At 58.7% G+C, this 21,132-nt stretch carries 17 protein-coding genes and 1 pseudogene; 11 read left to right on the plus strand and 7 right to left on the minus strand.

The features are described from left to right. Nucleotides 1-3,453: a transcription-repair coupling factor gene (gene mfd, locus LJU29_RS10065; protein WP_005734448.1), complete on the minus strand. Its 3,453-nt coding sequence runs from the start codon at nt 3,451-3,453 to the stop codon at nt 1-3. Between the two features lie 190 nt (nt 3,454-3,643). On the opposite strand from mfd, the gene LJU29_RS10070 reads away from it, so the two are divergent. Together LJU29_RS10070 and LJU29_RS10075 are read left to right on the plus strand one after the other, a co-directional pair. Further along, nucleotides 3,644-5,107, plus strand: a complete 1,464-nt coding sequence (locus LJU29_RS10070; RefSeq protein WP_005734450.1) for a glyceraldehyde-3-phosphate dehydrogenase — start codon at nt 3,644-3,646, stop codon at nt 5,105-5,107. A 146-nt stretch (nt 5,108-5,253) separates the two neighbouring features. Next, nucleotides 5,254-6,516: an MFS transporter gene (locus tag LJU29_RS10075; RefSeq protein WP_257112212.1), complete on the plus strand. Its 1,263-nt coding sequence runs from the start codon at nt 5,254-5,256 to the stop codon at nt 6,514-6,516. 84 nt (nt 6,517-6,600) lie between these two features. Here the strand turns inward: LJU29_RS10075 and LJU29_RS10080 are convergent, their stop codons facing one another. Continuing rightward, entirely contained in the window at nt 6,601-7,893 is a 1,293-nt protein-coding gene (locus LJU29_RS10080) for an MFS transporter (RefSeq protein WP_002552884.1), read from the minus strand. Between the two features lie 427 nt (nt 7,894-8,320). On the opposite strand from LJU29_RS10080, the pseudogene LJU29_RS10085 reads away from it, so the two are divergent. Next, nucleotides 8,321-9,304: pseudogene (locus LJU29_RS10085) on the plus strand (FAD:protein FMN transferase). 166 nt (nt 9,305-9,470) lie between these two features. Beyond that, entirely contained in the window at nt 9,471-10,865 is a 1,395-nt protein-coding gene (gene sthA / locus LJU29_RS10090; RefSeq protein ID WP_004664563.1) for a Si-specific NAD(P)(+) transhydrogenase, read from the plus strand. Nucleotides 10,866-10,907: 42 nt separating this feature from the next. On the opposite strand, the gene LJU29_RS10095 is transcribed toward sthA, so the two are convergent. Both LJU29_RS10095 and LJU29_RS10100 read right to left on the minus strand, forming a co-directional pair. Then, on the minus strand, nt 10,908-11,630 hold the full coding sequence (locus LJU29_RS10095; RefSeq protein WP_005744379.1) for a glycerophosphodiester phosphodiesterase: 723 nt from the start codon (nt 11,628-11,630) through the stop codon (nt 10,908-10,910). Nucleotides 11,631-11,702: 72 nt separating this feature from the next. Beyond that, nucleotides 11,703-12,290, minus strand: a complete 588-nt coding sequence (locus tag LJU29_RS10100; RefSeq protein ID WP_005754821.1) for a PilZ domain-containing protein — start codon at nt 12,288-12,290, stop codon at nt 11,703-11,705. 102 nt (nt 12,291-12,392) lie between these two features. Here LJU29_RS10100 and LJU29_RS10105 point away from each other — a divergent pair, with 102 nt between their 5' ends. The 4 genes from LJU29_RS10105 to queF all read left to right on the plus strand — a co-directional run bounded on the left by LJU29_RS10105 (nt 12,393) and on the right by queF (nt 16,617). Continuing rightward, on the plus strand, nt 12,393-13,643 hold the full coding sequence (locus LJU29_RS10105) for a lipoprotein-releasing ABC transporter permease subunit (RefSeq protein WP_257112215.1): 1,251 nt from the start codon (nt 12,393-12,395) through the stop codon (nt 13,641-13,643). Between the two features lie 7 nt (nt 13,644-13,650). Then, nucleotides 13,651-14,334, plus strand: a complete 684-nt coding sequence (gene lolD, locus LJU29_RS10110; protein WP_011168252.1) for a lipoprotein-releasing ABC transporter ATP-binding protein LolD — start codon at nt 13,651-13,653, stop codon at nt 14,332-14,334. Nucleotides 14,335-14,411: 77 nt separating this feature from the next. Beyond that, entirely contained in the window at nt 14,412-15,656 is a 1,245-nt protein-coding gene (locus LJU29_RS10115; RefSeq protein ID WP_005744382.1) for a lipoprotein-releasing ABC transporter permease subunit, read from the plus strand. A gap of 130 nt (nt 15,657-15,786) precedes the next feature. After that, a complete protein-coding gene (gene queF / locus LJU29_RS10120) occupies nt 15,787-16,617 on the plus strand; it encodes an NADPH-dependent 7-cyano-7-deazaguanine reductase QueF (protein ID WP_005754817.1) in 831 nt (276 codons plus the stop codon). A gap of 255 nt (nt 16,618-16,872) precedes the next feature. On the opposite strand, the gene LJU29_RS10125 is transcribed toward queF, so the two are convergent. Then, nucleotides 16,873-17,139: a DUF4404 family protein gene (locus LJU29_RS10125; protein WP_257112216.1), complete on the minus strand. Its 267-nt coding sequence runs from the start codon at nt 17,137-17,139 to the stop codon at nt 16,873-16,875. A 103-nt stretch (nt 17,140-17,242) separates the two neighbouring features. Beyond that, a complete protein-coding gene (gene pcrP / locus LJU29_RS10130; protein ID WP_257112217.1) occupies nt 17,243-17,851 on the minus strand; it encodes an HAD superfamily inactivated hydrolase PcrP in 609 nt (202 codons plus the stop codon). Between the two features lie 199 nt (nt 17,852-18,050). On the opposite strand from pcrP, the gene LJU29_RS10135 reads away from it, so the two are divergent. Continuing rightward, the gene (locus LJU29_RS10135; RefSeq protein ID WP_004659844.1) at nt 18,051-18,752 is read left to right on the plus strand and encodes an MlaA family lipoprotein; all 702 of its coding nucleotides are present in this window, start codon (nt 18,051-18,053) and stop codon (nt 18,750-18,752) included. A gap of 88 nt (nt 18,753-18,840) precedes the next feature. Here LJU29_RS10135 and LJU29_RS10140 read toward each other — a convergent pair whose 3' ends face one another. Continuing rightward, the gene (locus tag LJU29_RS10140; protein WP_002552896.1) at nt 18,841-19,140 is read right to left on the minus strand and encodes a PilZ domain-containing protein; all 300 of its coding nucleotides are present in this window, start codon (nt 19,138-19,140) and stop codon (nt 18,841-18,843) included. Between the two features lie 267 nt (nt 19,141-19,407). Here LJU29_RS10140 and rssB point away from each other — a divergent pair, with 267 nt between their 5' ends. Together rssB and rssC are read left to right on the plus strand one after the other, a co-directional pair. Further along, a complete protein-coding gene (gene rssB / locus LJU29_RS10145; protein WP_005754813.1) occupies nt 19,408-20,592 on the plus strand; it encodes a two-component system response regulator RssB in 1,185 nt (394 codons plus the stop codon). After that, on the plus strand, nt 20,589-21,074 hold the full coding sequence (rssC, locus tag LJU29_RS10150) for an anti-sigma factor antagonist RssC (RefSeq protein ID WP_002552898.1): 486 nt from the start codon (nt 20,589-20,591) through the stop codon (nt 21,072-21,074). Before rssB ends, rssC begins: the two co-directional genes overlap by 4 nt. The last annotated feature ends 58 nt before the right edge of the window (nt 21,075-21,132 follow it).

Below are 21,132 nucleotides of genomic sequence, written 5' to 3' on the forward strand. Positions count from 1 at the left end.
TCAAGCAGTTTTCGGGGTCAGGCGCTCAAGCAGCGCTTCGATGGTATTGAAACGCTCTTCCGGGCGCTCCATGGGCACCAGGAATTTGAACAGCGTGGCACCTTCGAACTTGTAACGGTTGGGCTGGCTCTGGATCAGCTTGATCAGGGTCAGCGGATCAACTGGAGTCTCGGTCGCGAATTCGATGCGTCCACCTTGCGGGCCGCCGTCGATTTTCTTGATACCCAGCTGTTCGGCGTGCAGTTTGAGCAGCGTGATGCGCACCAGGTTCTTGGTCGGCTCCGGCAACAGGCCGAAGCGGTCGATCATTTCTACCTGCAAGTCTTTCAACGCCTCTTCGTCTGCCGCGTTGGCGATGCGTTTGTAGAGAATCAGGCGGGTGTGTACATCCGGCAGGTAGGCTTCGGGGATCAATGCCGGTACACGCAGGTTGATTTCCGGTCCGCCGCCCAACGGTTGATCAAGATTGGGCTGTTCGCCCTTGCGAATCGACTTGACCGCACGCTCGAGCATTTCCATGTACAGGGTAAAACCCACGGCCTGGATCTGACCGCTCTGGCCGTCCCCGAGCAGTTCGCCTGCGCCTCGGATCTCCAGGTCATTGGTGGCGAGCACGAAGCCCGCGCCCAGGTCCTGGGTGTTGGCAATCGCTTCCAGACGCTTTTCCGCGTCGGGGGTGATTTGCTTGCGCGGCGGGGTCAGCAGATAGGCATAGGCCTGGTGGTGACTGCGTCCGACGCGGCCGCGCAACTGGTGCAACTGGGCCAGGCCGAACTTGTCGGCACGCTCGATGATGATGGTGTTGGCGCTCGGCACGTCGATGCCGGTCTCGATGATGGTCGAGGCGATCAGTACATTGAAGCGCTTGTGGTAGAAATCGCTCATCACCTGTTCGAGTTCGCGCTCGCGCATCTGCCCGTGGCCGATGCCGATACGGGCTTCCGGCACCAGTTCGGCCAGATCCGCCGCGCATTTCTCGATGGTTTTGACGTCGTTGTGCAGGTAGTAGACCTGGCCGCCGCGCAGCAACTCGCGCAGCAGGGCTTCCTTGATGGTCGGCTTGTTCTGCTCCATGACGAAGGTGCGTACCGACAGCCTGCGCGCCGGTGGCGTGGCGATGATCGACAGATCACGCATGCCCGACACGGCCATGTTCAGGGTTCGCGGAATCGGCGTTGCGGTGAGGGTCAGAATGTCGACCTCGCTGCGCAGTGCCTTGAGCTGTTCTTTCTGGCGAACACCGAAGCGGTGTTCTTCGTCGATGATCACCAGACCGAGATTCTTGATCTTGACGTCATCCTGCAACAGCTTGTGCGTACCGATGACGATGTCGATCTTGCCCTCGGCCAGATCGGCAACGGCGGCACTGACTTCCTTGGCCGACTTGAAGCGGCTCATCACTTCGACCGTCACCGGCCAGTCTGCGAAACGGTCGCGGAAGCTGTTGTAGTGCTGCTGGGCGAGCAGGGTGGTCGGCACCAGAATGGCCACCTGACGCCCGCCGTGCACGGCAATGAAGGCGGCGCGCATGGCCACTTCGGTCTTGCCGAAGCCCACGTCGCCACACACCAGGCGATCCATCGGTTTGGGTGCCAGCATGTCGGCGCGCACGGCCTCGATGGTGGTCTGCTGATCCGGCGTTTCTTCGAACGGGAAGCCCGCGCTGAAAGTGGCGTAGTCGGCTTTCGGATCCGCGAAGGCATAACCCTCGCGGGCTGCCCGGCGTGCGTAGATATCCAGCAGTTCGGCAGCCACGTCGCGAACCTGTTCAGCCGCCTTGCGCTTGGCTTTCTGCCAGGTTTCCGAGCCCAGGCGGTGCAGCGGCGCGCTCTCGTCGTCGCTGCCGGTGTAGCGGGCAATCAGGTGCAGGTTGGCGACCGGGACGTACAGCTTGGCGTCCTCGGCGTAGGCCAGCATCAGGAATTCGGCGACCTGATTTTCGACTTCCAGTGTCGCCAGCCCCAGATAGCGGCCAACGCCATGGTCGATGTGCACCACCGGCGCGCCTTCACGCAGTTCGGTAAGGTTCTTGATGACGGCGTCGTTATTGCCGCCATCGGTGCGCTTTTCGCGACGGCGGCGCTGCATGACCCGCTGGCCGAACAGCGGGCTTTCAGCGACCAGCGCCAGTGCCGGTTGCTCCAGCAGCAGGCCGTCGTCCAGCGGGGCGATGGTGATTGCCAGCCTGTCCTTGCCATCGACGAAGTCCTGCCAGCTGTCGACCGTTTTCGGCCGCAGCTTCAGGCGTTCAAGCAGTTCCAGCAGCACTTCACGGCGACCGGCGGACTCGGCGGTAAACAGCACGCGACCGGGGAAGTCATCAAGAAATGTCGACAATGCCGCCAATGGCTGACTCGCCTTGGCTTCAATGGACAGATCCGGCAGGGTCTGGGCCGGGAAGCGTTCGCGTCCGGCTCCGGCATCGACATCCTGCTGGCTGGCCACCACGCGCGGCCAGTTTTTCAAGCGTGCAAAGCAGTCTTCCACCGGCAGGAACAGCTCGGCCGGTGGCAGCAGTGGCCGTGCAGGGTCTACGCGGCGTTCTTCATAGCGGTTGCGCACGTCGTTCCAGAAATTTTCTGCGGCCTGCTCGATACCCGGCAGGGAAAACACCTGAGTGTCCTGCGGCAGATAATCGAACAGCGTCGAGGTTTCTTCGAAGAACAATGGAATGTAGTACTCGATACCGGCAGGCGTGATGCCGCTGCTCAAGTCCTGGAAAATCGGGCTGCGCCGGAAGTCCACGTCGAAACGCTCTCGAAAGCGTGCCTTGAAGCGCGTGACTTCTTCTTTTTGTAGCGGGAACTCACGAGCAGGCAACAGGCGCACCGACTCGACCTTGTCGATGGAACGCTGCGTGTCCGGATCGAAGGTGCGCAGGGTTTCGATTTCATCGTCGAACAGGTCGATACGGAACGGCAGCTTGCTGCCCATCGGGAACAGGTCGATCAATGCGCCGCGCACGGTGAACTCGCCGTGCTCGTAAACCGTATCCACGTAGCGATAGCCGCTGGCTTCCAGGCGCGTGCGCATGGCTTCCACATCAAGCTTCTGGCCGACATCCAGCACCAGGCTGCTGCCGAGCAGGAATTTGGTCGGCGCGAGTCTGTGTAGGGCGGTCGTGATCGGTACTACCAAAACGCCATGCTCCAGCTCCGGCAGGCGATAAAGGCTGGCGATGCGCTGGGAAATGATGTCCTGGTGCGGCGAAAACAGGTCGTAGGGCAGGGTTTCCCAGTCCGGGAAGTGCAGAACCGGCAGCGTGGGCGCGAAAAACTTCAGCTCCTGCTCCAGCCGCTCGGCGCTCTGGCTGTCGGCGGTCAGTAGCAGGGTAAAGCGCTTGGCTGCGCTGGCGGCCTCGGCAATGGCCAGGCTCAGTGCGGCACCGGGAAGATTGCCCCAGTGTTGTTTGCCTGCAGCGGCAGAAAGATGCGGTAGACGCAGAACTGGCACGGGAAGGTCGGGCTCCAGGCGTTGCAACAGGGGCGGCGATTGTAACGGGGGAAGGTGGTGGCTGTCAGTTTTCCAGAGTGTTACCGCGTATTTACGGGCGAAAATTATGTAGTGCCCATCGATATGACAGTCGCGCATTGCTCATAAACAAAGGCGCGGTCATAATGTAGCCCCTTTTTTCAGCCCCTACATGTGGAAGGTTCCCGTGACTCAGAAGCCCGACCAGTGTCTTGGTGAATGGATCGATCGTGAAGCTCTCGCCGAAGCGATGATCCCGCTCATCGGTCAGCTCTACCGCAATAATAATGTGGTGAGTTCGATCTATGGCCGCAGCCTGATCAACCGTTCAGTCATCGCGATTCTCAAAGCTCACCGCTTTGCGCGTCATCGTCAGTCCGATGCGGTTGAGTTGTCCGTACACGAGACGTTCCCGCTTGTAAAAGCGATGAGCGAGCTCAAACTGGGTGCCGCTTCGGTGGACCTGGGCAAACTGGCCGTGAAGTTCAAGACTGAAGGCAACGGCCGCACGCCCGAGCAGTTCGTACGTGAAGAGCTGGCCAGTGTAGTGGGTCAGCAGGGCACCAGCCCGCGCAAGGGCACCGATGTCGTGCTTTACGGTTTCGGTCGTATCGGTCGCCTGCTGGCGCGGATTCTGATCGAGAAGACCGGTGGTGGCGACGGTCTGCGTCTGCGTGCCATCGTGGTCCGCAAAGGCGCGGAAAACGATCTGGTCAAGCGTGCCAGCCTGCTGCGTCGTGACTCGGTACATGGTCCGTTCGATGGCACCATCACCATTGATGAAGCCAACAGCACCATCACTGCCAACGGTAACCTGATTCAGGTCATCTACGCCAAGAACCCGTCCGAGGTGGATTACACCCAATACGGTATCAAGGACGCTCTGCTGGTGGACAACACCGGTGTATGGCGTGATGCCGACGGTCTGGGTCAGCATCTGGCCTGCCCTGGCGTCGACCGCGTGGTATTGACCGCGCCGGGCAAAGGCAAGCTGAAGAACATCGTGCATGGTATCAACCACGGTGAAATCACGGCGGACGACAAGATCGTGTCCGCGGCATCCTGCACCACCAACGCCATCGTGCCGGTGCTCAAGGCTGTCAACGACAAGTTCGGCATCACCAATGGTCACGTTGAAACGGTTCACTCGTACACCAACGACCAGAACCTGATCGACAACTTCCACAAGGGTGACCGTCGTGGTCGCAGCGCTGCGTTGAACATGGTGATCACCGAAACCGGTGCCGCCACCGCTGCTGCCAAGGCACTGCCTGAACTGGCCGGAAAGCTGACCGGTAACGCGATCCGCGTTCCAACGCCGAACGTGTCCATGGCCATTCTCAACCTCAACCTTGAGAAGCCGACCACCCGCGAAGAAATGAACGAGTACCTGCGCTACATGGCGCTGCACTCGGACCTGCACAAGCAGATCGACTTTGTGAACTCGCAGGAAGTGGTGTCCACTGACTTCGTCGGCTCGCGTCACGCCGGTGTTGTGGATGCCGAAGCCACCATCGTCAACGATAACCGCGTTGTGCTGTACGTCTGGTACGACAACGAGTTTGGCTACAGCCACCAGGTTGTTCGCGTGATGGAAGACATGGCAGACGTCAATCCGCCTGCCTTTCCGCAGTAAATGTTGAACGTTTGAACTGCCCGGTCTGACCGGGCAGCAAATAAACGGGCCGAACCCTGCGCATGCAGGCTTCGGCCCGTTTTGTTTTGTTGCGTGTCATGAGAACCTGTCAGGCACAGCCCTTGTGGATGACGGAGTAGCCAAGGATGAGCAGTTCGGCCATGGACGGATCGCAGCAACACCTCAAAAGCAGCTTCTTTTTTCTGTTTCTGACGATTTTCGTCCCCTTTGGTCTGGGGCATTTCGTTTCCTACCTGTTTCGTACCGTCAATGCGGTGATCTATGTCGATCTGCAGGCCGACCTGAGTTTGCCCGCGAGCAGCCTGGGGTTGTTGACTGGCGTGTATTTTCTGACCTTCGCTGCCGCACAGATTCCCCTCGGCGTCATGCTTGATCGTTACGGCCCGCGCAGCGTGCAGGCACCGATGCTGTTGTTTGCAGTCGCCGGTTCGGTCATCTTCAGTATTTCCAGCACCGAGACAGGGTTGTTGATCGGGCGGGGTCTGATTGATCTGGGCGTGGCGGGTTCGCTGATGAGTGCGATCAAGGCATGTGCCATCTGGTTGCCGGTCGAGCGTTTGCCACTGAGTACTGCCTGCCTGCTGTCGATTGGCGGGCTGGGCGCGATGGCGTCGACCACGCCTTTGCATGCGTTGCTGAGCTGGCTGACCTGGCGAGAAGCGTTTCTGATGCTGGCGCTGCTGACCTTTTGTGTGGCCGTGGTCATACACCTCAGTGTTCCCAAAGCCTACGAGACCAGAAACACCCGCTACAGCGATATGTTTGCCGCAGTCGGCAAACTTTACTCTTCCTGGACGTTCTGGCGTCTGGCGTTGTATTCAGTGTTTTCGCACGCCATCTACATGTCGGTACTGTCGCTGTGGATGGGACCGTGGTTGCGTGACATGGCCGGGCTGAGCGATTCAGGCATGGCCAATGTACTGCTGTTCGGCGCCATCGCGATGGTGGCAGGGTCTCTTACGTTCGGCACGATCACTGATTATCTGCGCAGGTTCGGTGTACAGCCGATCATGGTCTGTGGTGCAGGGATGGTGATCTTCATCGGCTTCCAGATGCTGATGGCCAGTGGTCTACCGGTGTCACCCTATATTGTTGCGATGGGCTTCAGCTTCTTCGGCACGTCGACCACCATGAACTACGCCATTGTGGCGCAATCGGTGGCACCGGAGCTGGCGGGCAGGGTCAGCTCTTCCTTCAATCTGGTGGTGTTTGTGCTCGCGTTCTTCCTCCAGTGGCTGATGGGAGTGGTGCTCAACCTGTGGCCGGTTGCGCAGGGTGCCGGTTATCCGCTTGAGGCCTATCAGTGGTCGCTGGGTTTAATGATTGCGTTGCAATTGCCCGGGGTGCTGCTCTGGCTTGGCTTTCGACCCTGGAGGCGCGCTGTCTGAAAAAGCAAAACCCCGGCCGAGATCAACTCGTGCCGGGGTTTTTGCTTTTAGCCGTTACAGCTATCTGATCGATCAAGCGATGAATCAGGCGGTTGCAGGTGCTCCGGGCGCTTCCAGCTTCTGCCCGCCTTTGCGGAACAGCACCAGCGTAGCAACCAGGCCCAGCACAGCGGCACCCGTCAGCCAGATACCGGGCGCTGCCTTGTTACCCAATTCGTGAATCAGGTAAGTACAGGCCGCCGGGGTGAAGCCACCAAAGGTTGCGGTCGCCAGGCTGTAGGCCAGCGAGAAACCGGTGGTGCGGACTTCGACCGGCATGATCTCGGTCAGCGCCACGACCATTGCGCCGTTGTAGGAACCGTACAGGAACGAGAACCACAGCTCGACCATCAGCAGGTGGCTGAAGCTTGGGTGCTCTACCAACCACGACAGCGCAGGGTAGGCGGTGGCGATGGCCAGCACGGTCGCTGCAATCAACAGCGGCTTGCGGCCGATACGATCCGAGAACGAGCCCATGATCGGCAGCCAGATGAAGTTGGACACGCCGACGCAGACGGTCACCAGCAGGCTTTCCAGGTCAGTGAGGTTCAGTTCGTTCTTGCCGAAGGTCGGGGTATAGGCGGTAATCAGGTAGAACGACACCGTGGTCATCACTACCAGCGCCATGCCGCCCAGCACCAGGCCAAAGTTCTGGCTGATGGAGCGCACCACTTCACGCAGCGTCGGGCGGTGCGTGCGGGCTTCGAACTCCGGTGACTCTTCCAGCGAACGGCGGATGATGAAGATCGCCGGCACAATCAGGCAGCCGATCAGGAACGGCACGCGCCAGCCCCATTCGCCCATTTGCTCCGGGCTCAGCCAGTGGTTCAGACCAACGCCCAGCAAACCGGCGAATACCACGGCAGCCTGTTGGCTGGCGGACTGCCAACTGACGAAGAAGCCTTTGCGACCCGGTGTCGAGATTTCAGCGAGGTACACCGAAACACCACCCAGCTCGACGCCAGCCGAGAAGCCTTGCAGCAGGCGACCGAGTAGCACCAGCAGCGGTGCAACAACGCCCAGAGTGGCGTAGCCCGGCACACAGGCAATCAGCAAAGTGCCCATTGCCATCATCGCGAGGGTGATAATCAGGCCCTTGCGACGTCCGTGACGGTCGATATAGGCACCGAGAAAGATAGCGCCCAAGGGTCGCATCAGGAAGCCTGCGCCGAAGGTCGCCAGCGACAGCATCAACGAAGCAAATGCGCTGTCGGATGGGAAAAATGTCTTGGCAATGGCCGTGGCGTAAAAGCCGTAGACCATGAAATCGAACATCTCGAGGAAGTTACCGCTGACAACGCGAAAGATCGCTTTGCCCTTACTTGTTGTGGAGGCCATTTAGTTACTCGCTCAGGCTCGTCGGCTTGGAGTCCGTTGTCGTTTTTTTATCCCGTTTACATCGCCATTACGTGTGTGCGACTGGCGATGCACATTTGTAACAGTATGTGTAACAGGGCTCAAAGACAACCGTTTCGGCGATTTGCTATTACTTAACAGACGCTTGACAGGTATGACTGGTCGATGCGTGCACGGCTTATCAACCAGATGAAACCGGATGAACAGGCATGCCATATGGGAACCATAAGCCCGACACTGACCACTCAATACTTTGGTCGGCCTCATGTGGGTGAAGTCCGGCCCTGGTCCGAGCGGGCCGCTACGGAAGGTTTCTGTCTTGCCTGCCAATGATGGCAAGTCACTCTGAAAGGTTTTTTTAGTGCGGGGCATCAGTTTGCGTGGGTTTTGCAGGGTTGCAGTGTGCCTGGTGCTGCTGGGGTGCGGTGGTTGCGGTCAGGAACGCAAGCTGGAAAGCTTTGGCGGGCCGGCCATGGGCAGTCATTACTCAGTGGTGTACGTGCGCGCCTCCGGGCAGCCTGAGCCTGCAGTCGTGCGCCCGCAGATCGAATCGATTCTGGCTGAAGTCGATCAACAGATGTCGCTTTGGCGCAGTGACTCGGATATCGAGCTTTTCAATGCATTGCCTGCCAATAGCTGCCAGACCATGCCCGAACCGGTTTTGAAACTGATCAGTGTTGGCGAGCAACTGTCACGGGACAGTGATGGTGCTTTCGACCTGACGGTGAAGCCGCTGATGGACCTGTGGGGGCTGGGCGCTCATGCACTGTTTGAGCAAATGCCGCTGGTGCGCCAGTTGTCCCGCGCCCGGGCAACGGTGGGCTATCGCGATCTGCGCGTCGTCGGGCAACAGTTGTGCAAAAGCGCCGCTGTGCAAGTGGACCTCAACAGTATTGCCGCCGGTTATGCGGTAGATCGCATCAGCGAGCGCATGGAAAAGCTGGGGTTGCACGATTATCTGGTGCAAGCCACGGGCGAGTTGAAAGTCAGCGGGCTCAAGCCCGATGGTTCGCCCTAGAGGGTGGCCCTTGACGCACCACGCGATGATGGCAACGTTTTGCAAAAAGTCTTTCCCCTGAATGGTTACGCCCTGTCTACCTCGGGTGACTATCGTCGCTACGCTGGCGGCGAAGGCGGGCGCATTTCCGACACGCTCGACGCTTTGACCGGCCAACCCGTTCATCATGGGCTGGCGTCGGTAACGGTCATTCATCCCTCGGCGCTGATGGCTGACGGCCTCTCCTCACTGCTGTTGATTCTCGGCCCGCGGCGCGGCTGGAATTATGCGCAAGAACATAAAATCCCTGCTTTTTTTGTGATTCGTGCCGATAAGCGCTTTATCATCCGCAGCAACGCGTCGTTTGATCGTCTGGCAGTGGAGCAGCCACGGTAAGTCAAGAGGCCGGAACTTCCGGTCAATTGCCACCTTGCATAGACAAAAATTGGCCTTCGACGCGACCAAGGGTTAATGTTCGCCGCCTCGGTGCAGCGCTAGACTGCGCCGCGTGATTTAGCCAGAGATGCCAGAGTGGCGCCTCGGTCTGTTTAAAGGAGTACGCATGGCTGTCTACAACTACGACGTAGTGGTACTGGGTTCCGGCCCTGCCGGAGAAGGCGCGGCAATGAACGCCGCCAAGGCGGGGCGCAAGGTCGCCATGGTCGACAGCCGTCGGCAAGTGGGCGGTAACTGCACCCATTTGGGCACCATTCCGTCCAAGGCTCTGCGTCACTCGGTCAAGCAGATCATTCAGTTCAACACCAATCCCATGTTCCGTGCCATCGGCGAGCCGCGCTGGTTTTCGTTTCCGGATGTGTTGAAAAACGCCGAAATGGTCATCTCCAAGCAAGTGGCCTCGCGCACCAGTTACTACGCCCGCAACCGCGTCGACGTATTCTTCGGCACCGGCAGTTTTGCCGACGAGACCAGTGTCAACGTGGTCTGCTCCAACGGCGTAGTCGAAAAGCTGGTGGCCAACCAGATCATCATCGCCACCGGTTCGCGCCCCTATCGTCCGGCCGACATCGATTTCAGTCACAAGCGCATCTACGACAGCGACACCATCCTCAGCCTGGGCCATACCCCGCGCAAGCTGATCATTTATGGCGCGGGCGTGATCGGCTGTGAATACGCCTCGATCTTCAGCGGTCTGGGTGTTCTGGTCGAGCTGGTGGACAACCGTGACCAGTTGCTGAGCTTCCTGGATTCGGAAATCTCTCAGGCATTGAGTTATCACTTCAGCAACAACAACGTGATGGTTCGCCACAACGAAGAATACGAGAGGGTCGAAGGCCTGGATAACGGCGTTATCCTGCACCTCAAGTCCGGCAAGAAAATCAAGGCAGATGCGTTGCTGTGGTGCAATGGCCGTACCGGCAACACCGACAAGCTGGGGCTGGAAAATATTGGTCTCAAGGCCAACGGTCGTGGCCAGATCGAGGTGGACGAGAACTATCGCACCAGCGTTTCCAATGTCTATGGCGCAGGCGACGTTATCGGCTGGCCAAGTCTGGCAAGCGCTGCCTACGATCAGGGCCGCTCGGCGGCTGGCAGCATGGTCGACAACGGCAGCTGGCGCTATGTCAACGACGTACCGACCGGGATCTATACCATTCCGGAGATCAGTTCGATCGGCAAGAACGAGCACGAGCTGACCCAGGCCAAGGTGCCGTACGAAGTGGGCAAGGCGTTCTTCAAGGGCATGGCCCGTGCGCAGATTTCCGGTGAGCGGGTCGGGATGCTGAAGATCCTGTTCCACCGCGAAACGCTGGAAGTGCTGGGCGTGCATTGCTTCGGTGACCAGGCTTCCGAGATCGTGCACATCGGTCAGGCGATCATGAGCCAGCCGGGTGAAGCGAACACCATGAAGTACTTCGTCAACACCACGTTCAACTACCCGACCATGGCCGAAGCCTATCGGGTAGCGGCATACGACGGCCTCAACCGGCTTTTTTAAGCGACTCCGGCCGGTGGCCTGAGCCGGCCGGGGAGACCGACTTCAGCGACTCCCGAGCGTGGCGGTGGCCAAACCGGGAAAGTCTGTAATCAGGCTGTCGACGCCGAAATCAGCGAGCCTGCGCATCAGTGCAGGCTCGTTGACTGTCCACACTGACACATGCAGGCCCTGACGCTGTGCTTTCTGCAGGCGCTCCGGGGTACACAGTGTCCAGTTCAATGCCAGAATTTCACAGCCGTAGCTTTGCGCGACCTTCAACGGGTCGAGCCAGGCGTACTCGGCCACCAGCCCGCGCGAGATGTCCGGCGTCAGGTCGAGGGCGGCGCGCAACACTTCACGAGAGCTGGAAGTGATGGTGACCTTGTCGAGCAAGCCATGACGCTGAGCCATTTCACGAATGGCCAGAACGGTGTTGGCGGCGCGGGTGCGTGAAGCGCTTTTGACTTCCAGTTGCCAGTGCTCGAAATCGCATTGCTCGAACAACTCTTCAAGACGCGGAATCGGGCAGGGCGAGACCCAGCCGGGGCCACCTTTGCGCGCGTCATAGGTCACCAGGTCGGCGGCCAGATGCTCATTGACCTTGCCGCGTCGGTCGGTGGTGCGCTTGAGGGTCGGGTCGTGAATGACCATCAACTCTCCGTCCAGTGAAAGATGCAGGTCCAGTTCACAGCGGCGCACGCCGTGCTTGATGCATTCCTGGAAGCTGACCAGGGTGTTTTCCGGTGCTTCGCCCTTGGCGCCGCGGTGGCCGTAGATAAAGGTCACGTTTACTCCTGGCCGTTAAGGCACCCACTGCTGATATGAAAATGATGAGGTGAAAAGAGATATACCGGAAGCTCAATTGCCGGATGGCTGACCCTGTTCAAGGGCCTGGCGTCGATGCTGAGCCTGACGCTGCAACACGTGCCGTGCGAGCAATTGACGTTGAGCGTCCGGCAGATTGACGAAGTCGGTGCTGATGTCAAAACCGCCATCTGCCCGTGCATCGCACTGGCTGACCATGGCGCGCAGCATCAGACCTGCCGCCTGGGGCATCAGCACCATCTTGATCGACAGCTGTTCGCCCACGGCAAAACCTTGTTGTGAATTGAATTGAATGCCGCCTTCGGACAGTTTTACCGGCTGTGGAGCGCCCAGTTTGCCCAGTGCCGTGTGTGCAACCACTTCGCCCAGCAGGTCGATGCGCTTGCTCAACGACTTGAGAAAACTGTTCAGCACCCGGTCGCGCTCGTCGAGTTGGCGCATCAAATGCTGTGATTCGAACTCGCTGACGTGCAGCTCGCTGAGCAGGTCGAACAGTGTCGAGGTGTCCTGCATGGCGTCCTGACTTGCCTGGTCGGCACCAGACAGGGGGTTAATTTCCAGTGCGACGCTGTCGTCGATACGGTAGTATTCGCGGCGTCCTGCTTCATCTAATGTCGACATGGCGAACCCAAGCTAGCGGCGGTGGTCTGAGAGTTTCGAGTGTAAAGCTGCACGTCAAGGCCCGCCACATGGACGTCCTCATTCCTGCGAACAAATTCCTACATGTTCAGACCTCTTTTTGTATTTATCGGTACGCGCTACACACGTGCCAAGCGACGCAACCATTTTGTTTCGTTCATCTCCCTGACGTCCATGATCGGCCTCGCCCTTGGCGTGGTAGTGATGATAGTCGTGTTATCGGTGATGAATGGCTTCGATCACGAAATGCGTACCCGCGTGCTGGGCATGGTGCCGCACGCGACCATCGAATCGGCTGACCCGATCACCGACTGGCGTGGCCTGGCCGCGAAGGTTCAGGAAAACCCGCAGGTGCTGGCCGTTGCGCCATTCACACAAATGCAGGGTTTGCTGACCCACGACGGCAAGGTTCAGAAGGTGCTGCTCAATGGCATCGACCCGGCCGAGGAGCGCAAGGTCTCGATCATTGACCACTTCATCAAGCAGGGCCAGCTCGACAGCCTGTCTCCCGGCAGTTTCGGCATTATGATCGGCGACAAGGCGGCTGCCAAACTGGGCGTCGTGGTCGGCGACAAGCTGACCTTTGTCGCGCCTGAGGTGACTGTCACGCCTGCCGGCATGTTCCCGCGCATGAAGCGTTTCGAGGTGACCGGTATCTTTCATGTCGGCGCTGGCGAAATCGACGGCTTTCTGGGGCTGACCAACCTCGATGACCTGGCCCGTCTGCACCGCTGGAAGTCCAATCAGGTGCAGGGCCTGCGGCTCAAGTTCGATGATCTGTTTGCAGCGCCGCGCACTTCGTGGGAAATCGCCCAGAAACTGGGCGAAAACAATTTCTATTCCCGTGACTGGACACGCACCCACGGCAACCTCTATCAGGCCATCCGCATGGAAAAAGCCATGATTGGCCTGTTGCTGTTGCTGATTGTGGCCGTTGCGGCATTCAACATCATTTCCACGCTGGTGATGGTGGTCAATGACAAGAAGGGCGATATCGCCATTTTGCGCACACTGGGCGCGACACCGCGGCAGATCATGGCGATCTTCATGGTGCAGGGCACGGTGATCGGGGTGGTCGGTACGCTGATTGGCGCTGCGCTGGGCATCCTTGCAGCGCTTAACGTCAGTGCTGCCATCGCTGCGCTGGAAGGGCTGATCGGCCACAAGTTTCTCAACGCCGACGTCTATTTCATTGATTACCTGCCTTCGCAACTGATGGCCCAGGACGTGTTCCAGGTCTGCGGTGCGGCGTTGGTCCTGAGTTTCCTCGCCACCCTGTATCCCGCCTGGCGTGCTGCGCGCACCCAGCCGGCGGAGGCGTTACGTTATGAGTGAGTCGGGCATGTCTGATAAAGCAGTATTGAGTTGCCGCAACCTGGGTAAATCCTACGAGGAAGGCCCGGAGTCGGTCGTGGTGTTGTCCGGTCTGCAACTGGAGCTGCATCCCGGTGAGCGGGTGGCTATTGTCGGCAGTTCGGGGTCGGGCAAAAGTACTTTGCTCAATCTTCTGGGCGGCCTGGACACACCTTCCGAAGGCAGCGTCTGGCTGGCGGGCGAAGAATTGTCGGCGCTGGGCGAAAAGGCGCGTGGCCTGCTGCGTAATCGGGCATTGGGTTTTGTCTACCAGTTCCACCATTTGCTGCCCGAATTCACCGCGCTGGAAAACGTCTGCATGCCCTTGCTGATCGGTCGGACGGCGATACCCGAGGCCCGTAAACGCTCCACCGCGTTGCTCGAACGTGTCGGCCTCGGCCATCGTCTTGCGCACAAGCCTTCGGAGCTTTCCGGTGGCGAGCGGCAGCGTGTGGCCATTGCTCGTGCGCTGATCAATCAGCCCGGTCTGGTGATGCTTGACGAGCCGACCGGCAACCTCGATCACCACACCGCGCAGGGCATTCAGGACCTGATGCGTGAGTTGAGCACTTCATCGCGTACGGCGTTTCTGATCGTGACCCACGACATGAGCCTCGCCAGGCAAATGGACCGCGTCCTGCGTCTGGAAGACGGCCGCCTCGTCGAGGCCTGATTGACCCGGCCCGGCGCAACTCATCGCGTCGGGTTCTACGTTTTTTATACGGTGTTTTTTCCCACGGTGCTTCGCGAATGTTCAGACCGTTACCCATCTTCATCGGCATGCGCTATACCCGCGCAAAACGCCGCAAAAGCTTCATCTCGTTCATTTCGATGACTTCGATGATCGGGCTGGCACTCGGTGTGCTGGCGATGATCGTGGTGCTGTCGGTCATGAACGGTTTCCAGCGGGAAATGAGTTCGCGAATCCTGGGCATGGTGCCGCATGCGGTTATCGCCGGTGCCACACCGGTGGATGACTGGAAACCGTTGGCCGACGCAGCGTTGAAAAATCCTGAAGTCACCGCTGCTGTACCGTTTACCGACATGGAAGGCATGCTGTCCTACAAGGGCTCGATGCAGCCGATCCAGATCAGCGGCGTTGACCCGGCGCTGGAGCATGAGGTGTCGATCGTCACTCAACACATTACGCGTGGAAGTCTTGAAGACCTGAAGCCGGGCGAATTTGGTGTGGTACTTGGCGATATAACCGCGCGCCGCTTTCGCTTGAGCATCGGCGACAAGCTGACCCTGATCGTACCGGAAGTCAGCAGTGCGCCAGGCGGCATCACGCCGCGCCTGCAACGCTTGACCGTCGTGGGTATTTTCAAGGTCGGTGCCGAGCTGGACGGCTCGATGGGCTTGATCAACATTGCCGACGCCGCGCAGATGCAACGCTGGCAACCCAATCAGGTTCAAGGCGTGCGACTGGCGCTCAAGGACCTGTACAAGGCGCCTCAGGTGTCCACAGCCATTGCTGCCGGTCTGGGTGCCGGGTATCACGCCGATGACTGGACCCACACTCAGGGCAGCCTGTTCAGCGCCATGAAAATGGAAAAGACCATGATCGGCCTGTTGCTGCTGATGATCGTTGCGGTTGCGGCGTTCAACATCATTGCCACGCTGATCATGGTGGTCAATGACAAGGGCGCGGACATCGCCATTCTGCGTACCATCGGCGCCACGCCGCGGCAAATCATGGCGATCTTCATGGTCCAGGGCACGGTGATCGGTATTGTCGGCACCCTGATCGGCGGCGTGCTGGGCATTATTGCCGCGCTGAACGTCAGCAGTCTGGTCGGTTGGGTCGAGCGGGTCAGTGGTCAGCACATCTTCAGTTCCGACGTGTACTTCATCAGCAACCTGCCTTCCCAATTGCAGGGCGGCGATGTGCTGCTGATCTGCAGTGCCGGGTTTATCCTGAGCTTTCTGGCCACGATCTACCCAGCCTGGCGCGCCGCGCAGATCCAGCCTGCGCACGCACTGCGTTACGAGTGACAGGGCCTTAGCCACCTTCGTCGAGGCCGCACGGCGGCCTGCGCGGGTGGCGGGGCAAAGCTGATTTTCGCTGAAAGCCCCACGCAAACGCTATAAACTCGCCGCGTTAATTCATGATCCAGGTATCGCCATGCATCCCGCAGCCGAACACTCGCCGCTGGGCAAGTCCAGTGAGTACATCGCCACCTATACGCCTTCTCTGTTGTTCCCGATCCCCCGCGCTGCAAAATGGGCCGAGCTTGGGCTGACGGCTCAGACGCTGCCTTACCAGGGTGTCGATTTCTGGAATTGTTACGAGTTGTCCTGGCTGCTGCCATCCGGCAAGCCGGTGGTGGCCATTGCCGAGTTCAGCATTCCGGCCGATTCGCCGAACATCATCGAATCGAAGTCCTTCAAGCTGTACCTGAACTCGCTGAATCAGACCGCCTTCGCCACTGTCGAGGAGGTGCAGACAACCCTCGAACGGGATCTGTCAGCTGCGGCCGGAAAGCCGATTGGCGTGCGCATTCGCAGTCTGAGCGACATTGAGGGGGAGGGTGTGGCGACTTTGCCGGGCGTTTGCATCGACGATCTGGATATCACGGTCAGTAGCTACGATCGCCCTCAGCCAGAGCTGCTGCGCTGCGATGAGTCGCAAATTATCGAAGAAAGCGTGCACAGTCATTTGCTCAAATCGAACTGTCCGGTTACCAGTCAGCCCGACTGGGGCAGTGTGGTGGTCGAGTATCGCGGGGCGGCGCTGGATCACAGCAGCCTGCTGGCTTACATCGTCAGCTTCCGCCAGCATTCGGACTTTCACGAGCAATGTGTGGAAAGAATCTTCCTCGACCTGCAGCGTTTGCTCAAACCGGAAAAACTGACGGTTTACGCACGCTACGTGCGCCGCGGTGGTCTGGATATCAACCCGTATCGCAGCACAGAAACGCTGGACGTGAACAATCGCAGGCTGGCGCGGCAGTAGTATCGTCTGGTGCTCAGGGCGTGGACGCAGAGCGTCCGCAACGGCATTTCCACGCGGAGCGTGTGGAACGATAGTTGTCTGTGTCCATCAGTGCCGATGCAGCGCGTCGTTACCCACTGACTGATATTTCCAGGTTCAGGATTATCGTGCCGACGCTCCGCGTCGGCATGCGTTGGGTGACGCTCTGCGTCACAACTCTACGCCTCACCATGCATCAGCGGCCTTATGCAGAGCCAGCAGAGCGGCATTCCCTAATCAGACTCCGATATTGCCCAGCGTCTGCACGATGTTGCGCAAGGTGCCAGCGATGGTCGGATGCTCCAGCTCGAAACGCTCGACGGCCAGGTTCACGCCGTCAGCCAAACTGCTGCCTTCATGGGTGGCGTTTTCCAGCTGAATTTCAGTTTCGATTTGTTGCATGAGTTCGTGAAGATTTTCCCGGTCAGATTCCGAAAGCGGGGGGTTATGCTCCAGTTGCTCGCGCAGGGTGTTGAGTTGTTCTTGCAGTTCGCGGGCGGGCATGACGTGCTCCTTGATTGATAAGTCTGTCTCATGGACTTCGCCGAAGAGCTAAAGGTCCATGATCACTCAAGACTAATCCAGTCAGTGCCTGGCTGCATGTGTATCAGGGTTTTTCGCCTTTGCTGCGGCGCAATGCGATATCGGCCAGGCAGGACTCCAGATCGCCAAGGTGATCAATGACCGAGTGTACTCCCAGCGAATAGAGTTTGAGCGTGGCCTGCGCGCGTCGCTGCTCGCGTTCGGCGTCACTCAGTGCCTGCCATTGCGAAGGCGAAAGTCCGCACAGTGGCCCGCAAGACGCCAGGCCAATGGTCCACAGCCCGGCATTCAGCCCGGACTGCAACAGGCGTGGGTCGCCGCTGATCAGCACGCAGCCATCCAGCTGGCTGACCTTCAGGGCCATCAGCGCCATCCAGCAAGCATCCGGGGCGGGCCATTTGGCGGTTGGGCGAGGGGCGGGAATCATCCAGTCACTTACTGGCTCAGCCAGCGTAGCGCTGACGGTTTCAGGCAGCTCGTCAAGCCAGGCGCAAGGCATTCCCTGATCACGCAGAGTGCGCAGAATATCCTTTGCGCCAGGTGTGAGCTGTGTGAGCTCATTGCCTGGTGTAAGCGAGGTCGCGGCCTGCGCACCGAAGTCCACCAGACAGCCGCTAAGGCCGAACAGCAGGGCGGGAAAGGTTGGCAGAGGCATAAGGGCCGTCGCGAGCATGAGGATCTCTCTGAAATATCCAGAAACGCTACCGGTATTTTGTGACACTTCGATGAATGTGCGATGACGGGGGTTTATCCGGAACCCTTTGCCGACAGACCTGCCTTATTCATGACAGAAGGCTTTATACTCCCTGTCCTAGCGTGTGGGGCGTAGCACCCGCGTCATTATTTCGATATCTCGATCAGGAGTGTCAGCTATGCCCGTGACCGGTGCAGGCTTTATCAAGCGTTTGCTGCAATTGTCCCTCTGTGCCGGCATTGCGCTGGTGCCGGTAGCCGTTCAGGCCGCCGAAGATGACCCGTGGGAAGGCATCAACCGCTCCATTTTCAGCTTCAACGATACCCTCGACGCTTACACGCTCAAGCCGCTGGCTAAGGGTTATCAGTACATCGCGCCACAATTTGTCGAAGACGGTATCCATAACTTCTTCAACAACATCGGCGATGTCGGCAACCTGGCGAACAACGTGCTGCAAGCCAAGCCTGAAGCGGCCGGTGTCGACACTGCGCGCCTGATCGTCAACACCACGTTCGGGCTGCTGGGTTTCATTGACGTGGGTACCCGCATGGGCCTGCAACGCAACGATGAAGATTTTGGCCAGACACTGGGCTACTGGGGTGTGCCGAGCGGCCCGTTCGTGGTGATTCCGCTGCTGGGTCCAAGCACCGTGCGTGATGCCTTCGCCAAATACCCGGACACCTACACGTCTCCGTACCGCTACATCGATCATGTGCCGACCCGTAACACGGCGCTGGGCGTCAACCTCATCGATACGCGTGCCAGCCTGCTGTCTGCCGAGCGTATGGTCAGCGGTGATCGTTACACGTTCATCCGTAACGCTTACCTGCAGAACCGCGAGTTCAAGGTCAAGGACGGAAAGGTCGAAGACGATTTTTAATCGACACTTTGCCTCTGCGTGAATCAATAAAGGCGACCCTGTGTCGCCTTTATTATTTTTTGAAAGTGTGAAGTAATTCCGCCTGCAGTCAGCGCATCGAGACGATGGAAAGCCCCAGTTTCTGTCCGCCGCCTTCTTCGTCATTGACCCACACCACCTCGGTTTCGGCCTCAAGTCCCTTGAGCGCAGGATGATCAGAGTCGATGCTCACGCTAAGCTTGTCCCCGACCTGGAATGAGCGTGGTGCCTGGACCTGCATGCCTGAGCTGGAAAGGTCAATGCATACGGCGGGAATCACCTGGCCCGCGTGGATCAGGTTGACGTCTGCTTCGACGCGCATGCGGATGTAATCCCGCTTTTCCTCGTAGTTGCGATCATTTCCACTCATGTACAGTCCTTCGTTTTAGTTGCTGATTTGTGAGTTCTTATAACTCCGGGTGATTTGCGATGTAAAGAGCGCAAAGTGAGGATAGGAGCATGCTTGAAACACCCGTCGGATGGGAGTACCGTCTGCGCCTTGAAGGGCACCTCTGAGACACGCCACGCACATCCAGTTGTCGCGTGTTATTACGGAGAGGCTAGAAGCGAATCCAGTAAGCTGGTTCCGGAAACACCGGGCCGCCTACGCCAACCTGATCTGGCGCCGTTTGCCCCCATGCCAAAAACCAGTGCCAAGCTGCTGATTATCGATGACGACGACGTAGTGCGCGCGAGCCTTGCCGCCTACCTTGAAGACAGTGGCTTCAGCGTTCTGCAAGCGAGTAATGGCTTGCAGGGAATTCAGATGTTCGAGCAAGAGAACCCCGATCTGGTGGTCTGCGATCTACGCATGCCTCAGATGGGCGGGCTTGAGCTGATCCGTCAGGTCACCGCCATTGCTCCGCAGACGCCTGTCATCGTTGTATCCGGTGCGGGCGTGATGAGCGATGCGGTAGAGGCCTTGCGCCTCGGCGCTGCCGATTATCTGATCAAGCCCCTTGAAGATCTTGCCGTGCTGGAGCATTCAGTGCGTCGGGCGCTGGATCGGGCTCGTCTGCTTACTGAAAACCAGGTCTACCGCGAAAAGCTGGAAAAGGCCAATCGCGAACTTGAAGCCAGTCTTCACCTGTTGCAGGAAGATCAGGACGCAGGTCGGCAAGTGCAGATGAACATGTTGCCGATCACCCCGTGGTCGATTGACGAATTCAAGTTTGCCCATCAGATCATTCCGTCGTTGTATCTGTCCGGCGATTTTGTCGATTACTTCAGGGTCGACGAACGGCGTGTTGCCTTCTACCTGGCAGATGTTTCAGGTCACGGTGCTTCATCGGCGTTCATCACGGTGCTGCTGAAGTTCATGACCACGCGGCTGCTGTTTGAATCCAGGCGTGGCGGAACACTGCCGGAATTCAAACCGTCGGATGTACTGGGGCATATCAACCGCGGGCTTATCAGTTGCAAGCTGGGCAAGCACGTTACGATGGTCGGCGGTGTTATTGATGAAGAGTCAGGTAAACTGACGTATGCCGTGGGTGGTCATCTGCCACTGCCGGTGTTGTATTCCGAAGGGCAGGCGCGGTATCTGGAAGGTCGCGGCCTTCCGGTCGGTTTGTTCAACGAAGCGACCTATCAGGATCACGAAATCGACCTGCCAGCATCCTTCAGTCTGACCATGTTGTCTGATGGCATACTGGATCTGTTGCCCGGTGATACACTCAAAGAGAAAGAAGCCGTCCTTCCCGAGTTGGTCAAGACGGCTGGCGGCAGCCTGGATGGCTTGCAGCGGGTTTTTGAATTGGCAGCGCTAGGGGAGATGCCGGATGATATCGCCTTGTTAGTGTTAAGCAGGAATCTTGAATGAGTACCGGTAGAATCCAGTTCGCCGAGCAGGAAGGCACCTTCGTTCTCAAGTTCGTGGGTGAAGTGCGGTTGACGCTGTGTTCGGCTCTGGATGCGACTATCGAGCGTATCTTCACTGCGTTGAATTTCTCGGCGGTGGTCATCGATCTTACCGAGACACGCAGCATTGACAGCACAACGCTTGGCTTGCTGGCCAAACTTTCGATCCTGTCGCGCCAGAAGGTCGGACTGTTGCCGACTCTCGTGACCACTCACGAGGACATCACGCGCCTGTTGCAGTCGATGGGCTTTGATCAGGTGTTCAACATCGTTGACCGGCCCCTGCCGCGGCCTGAGAGCCTGACTGACCTGCCTTCGCAGGATCAGTGCGAGGAAGTGGTCAAGGCCAAGGTACTTGAGGCGCACAAGATCCTCATGGGCCTTAACGACTCGAATCGTGAAGCATTCCATGATCTGGTCAATGCACTGGAAGGTCAGCGCTAGGCACCATTGGCGTCTGTCCTTCTGACACTGAACGACAGGCAGCAAAAAGGGCGACACC

This window comes from Pseudomonas ficuserectae, assembly GCF_024584585.1.
GTDB lineage: Bacteria > Pseudomonadota > Gammaproteobacteria > Pseudomonadales > Pseudomonadaceae > Aquipseudomonas > Aquipseudomonas amygdali.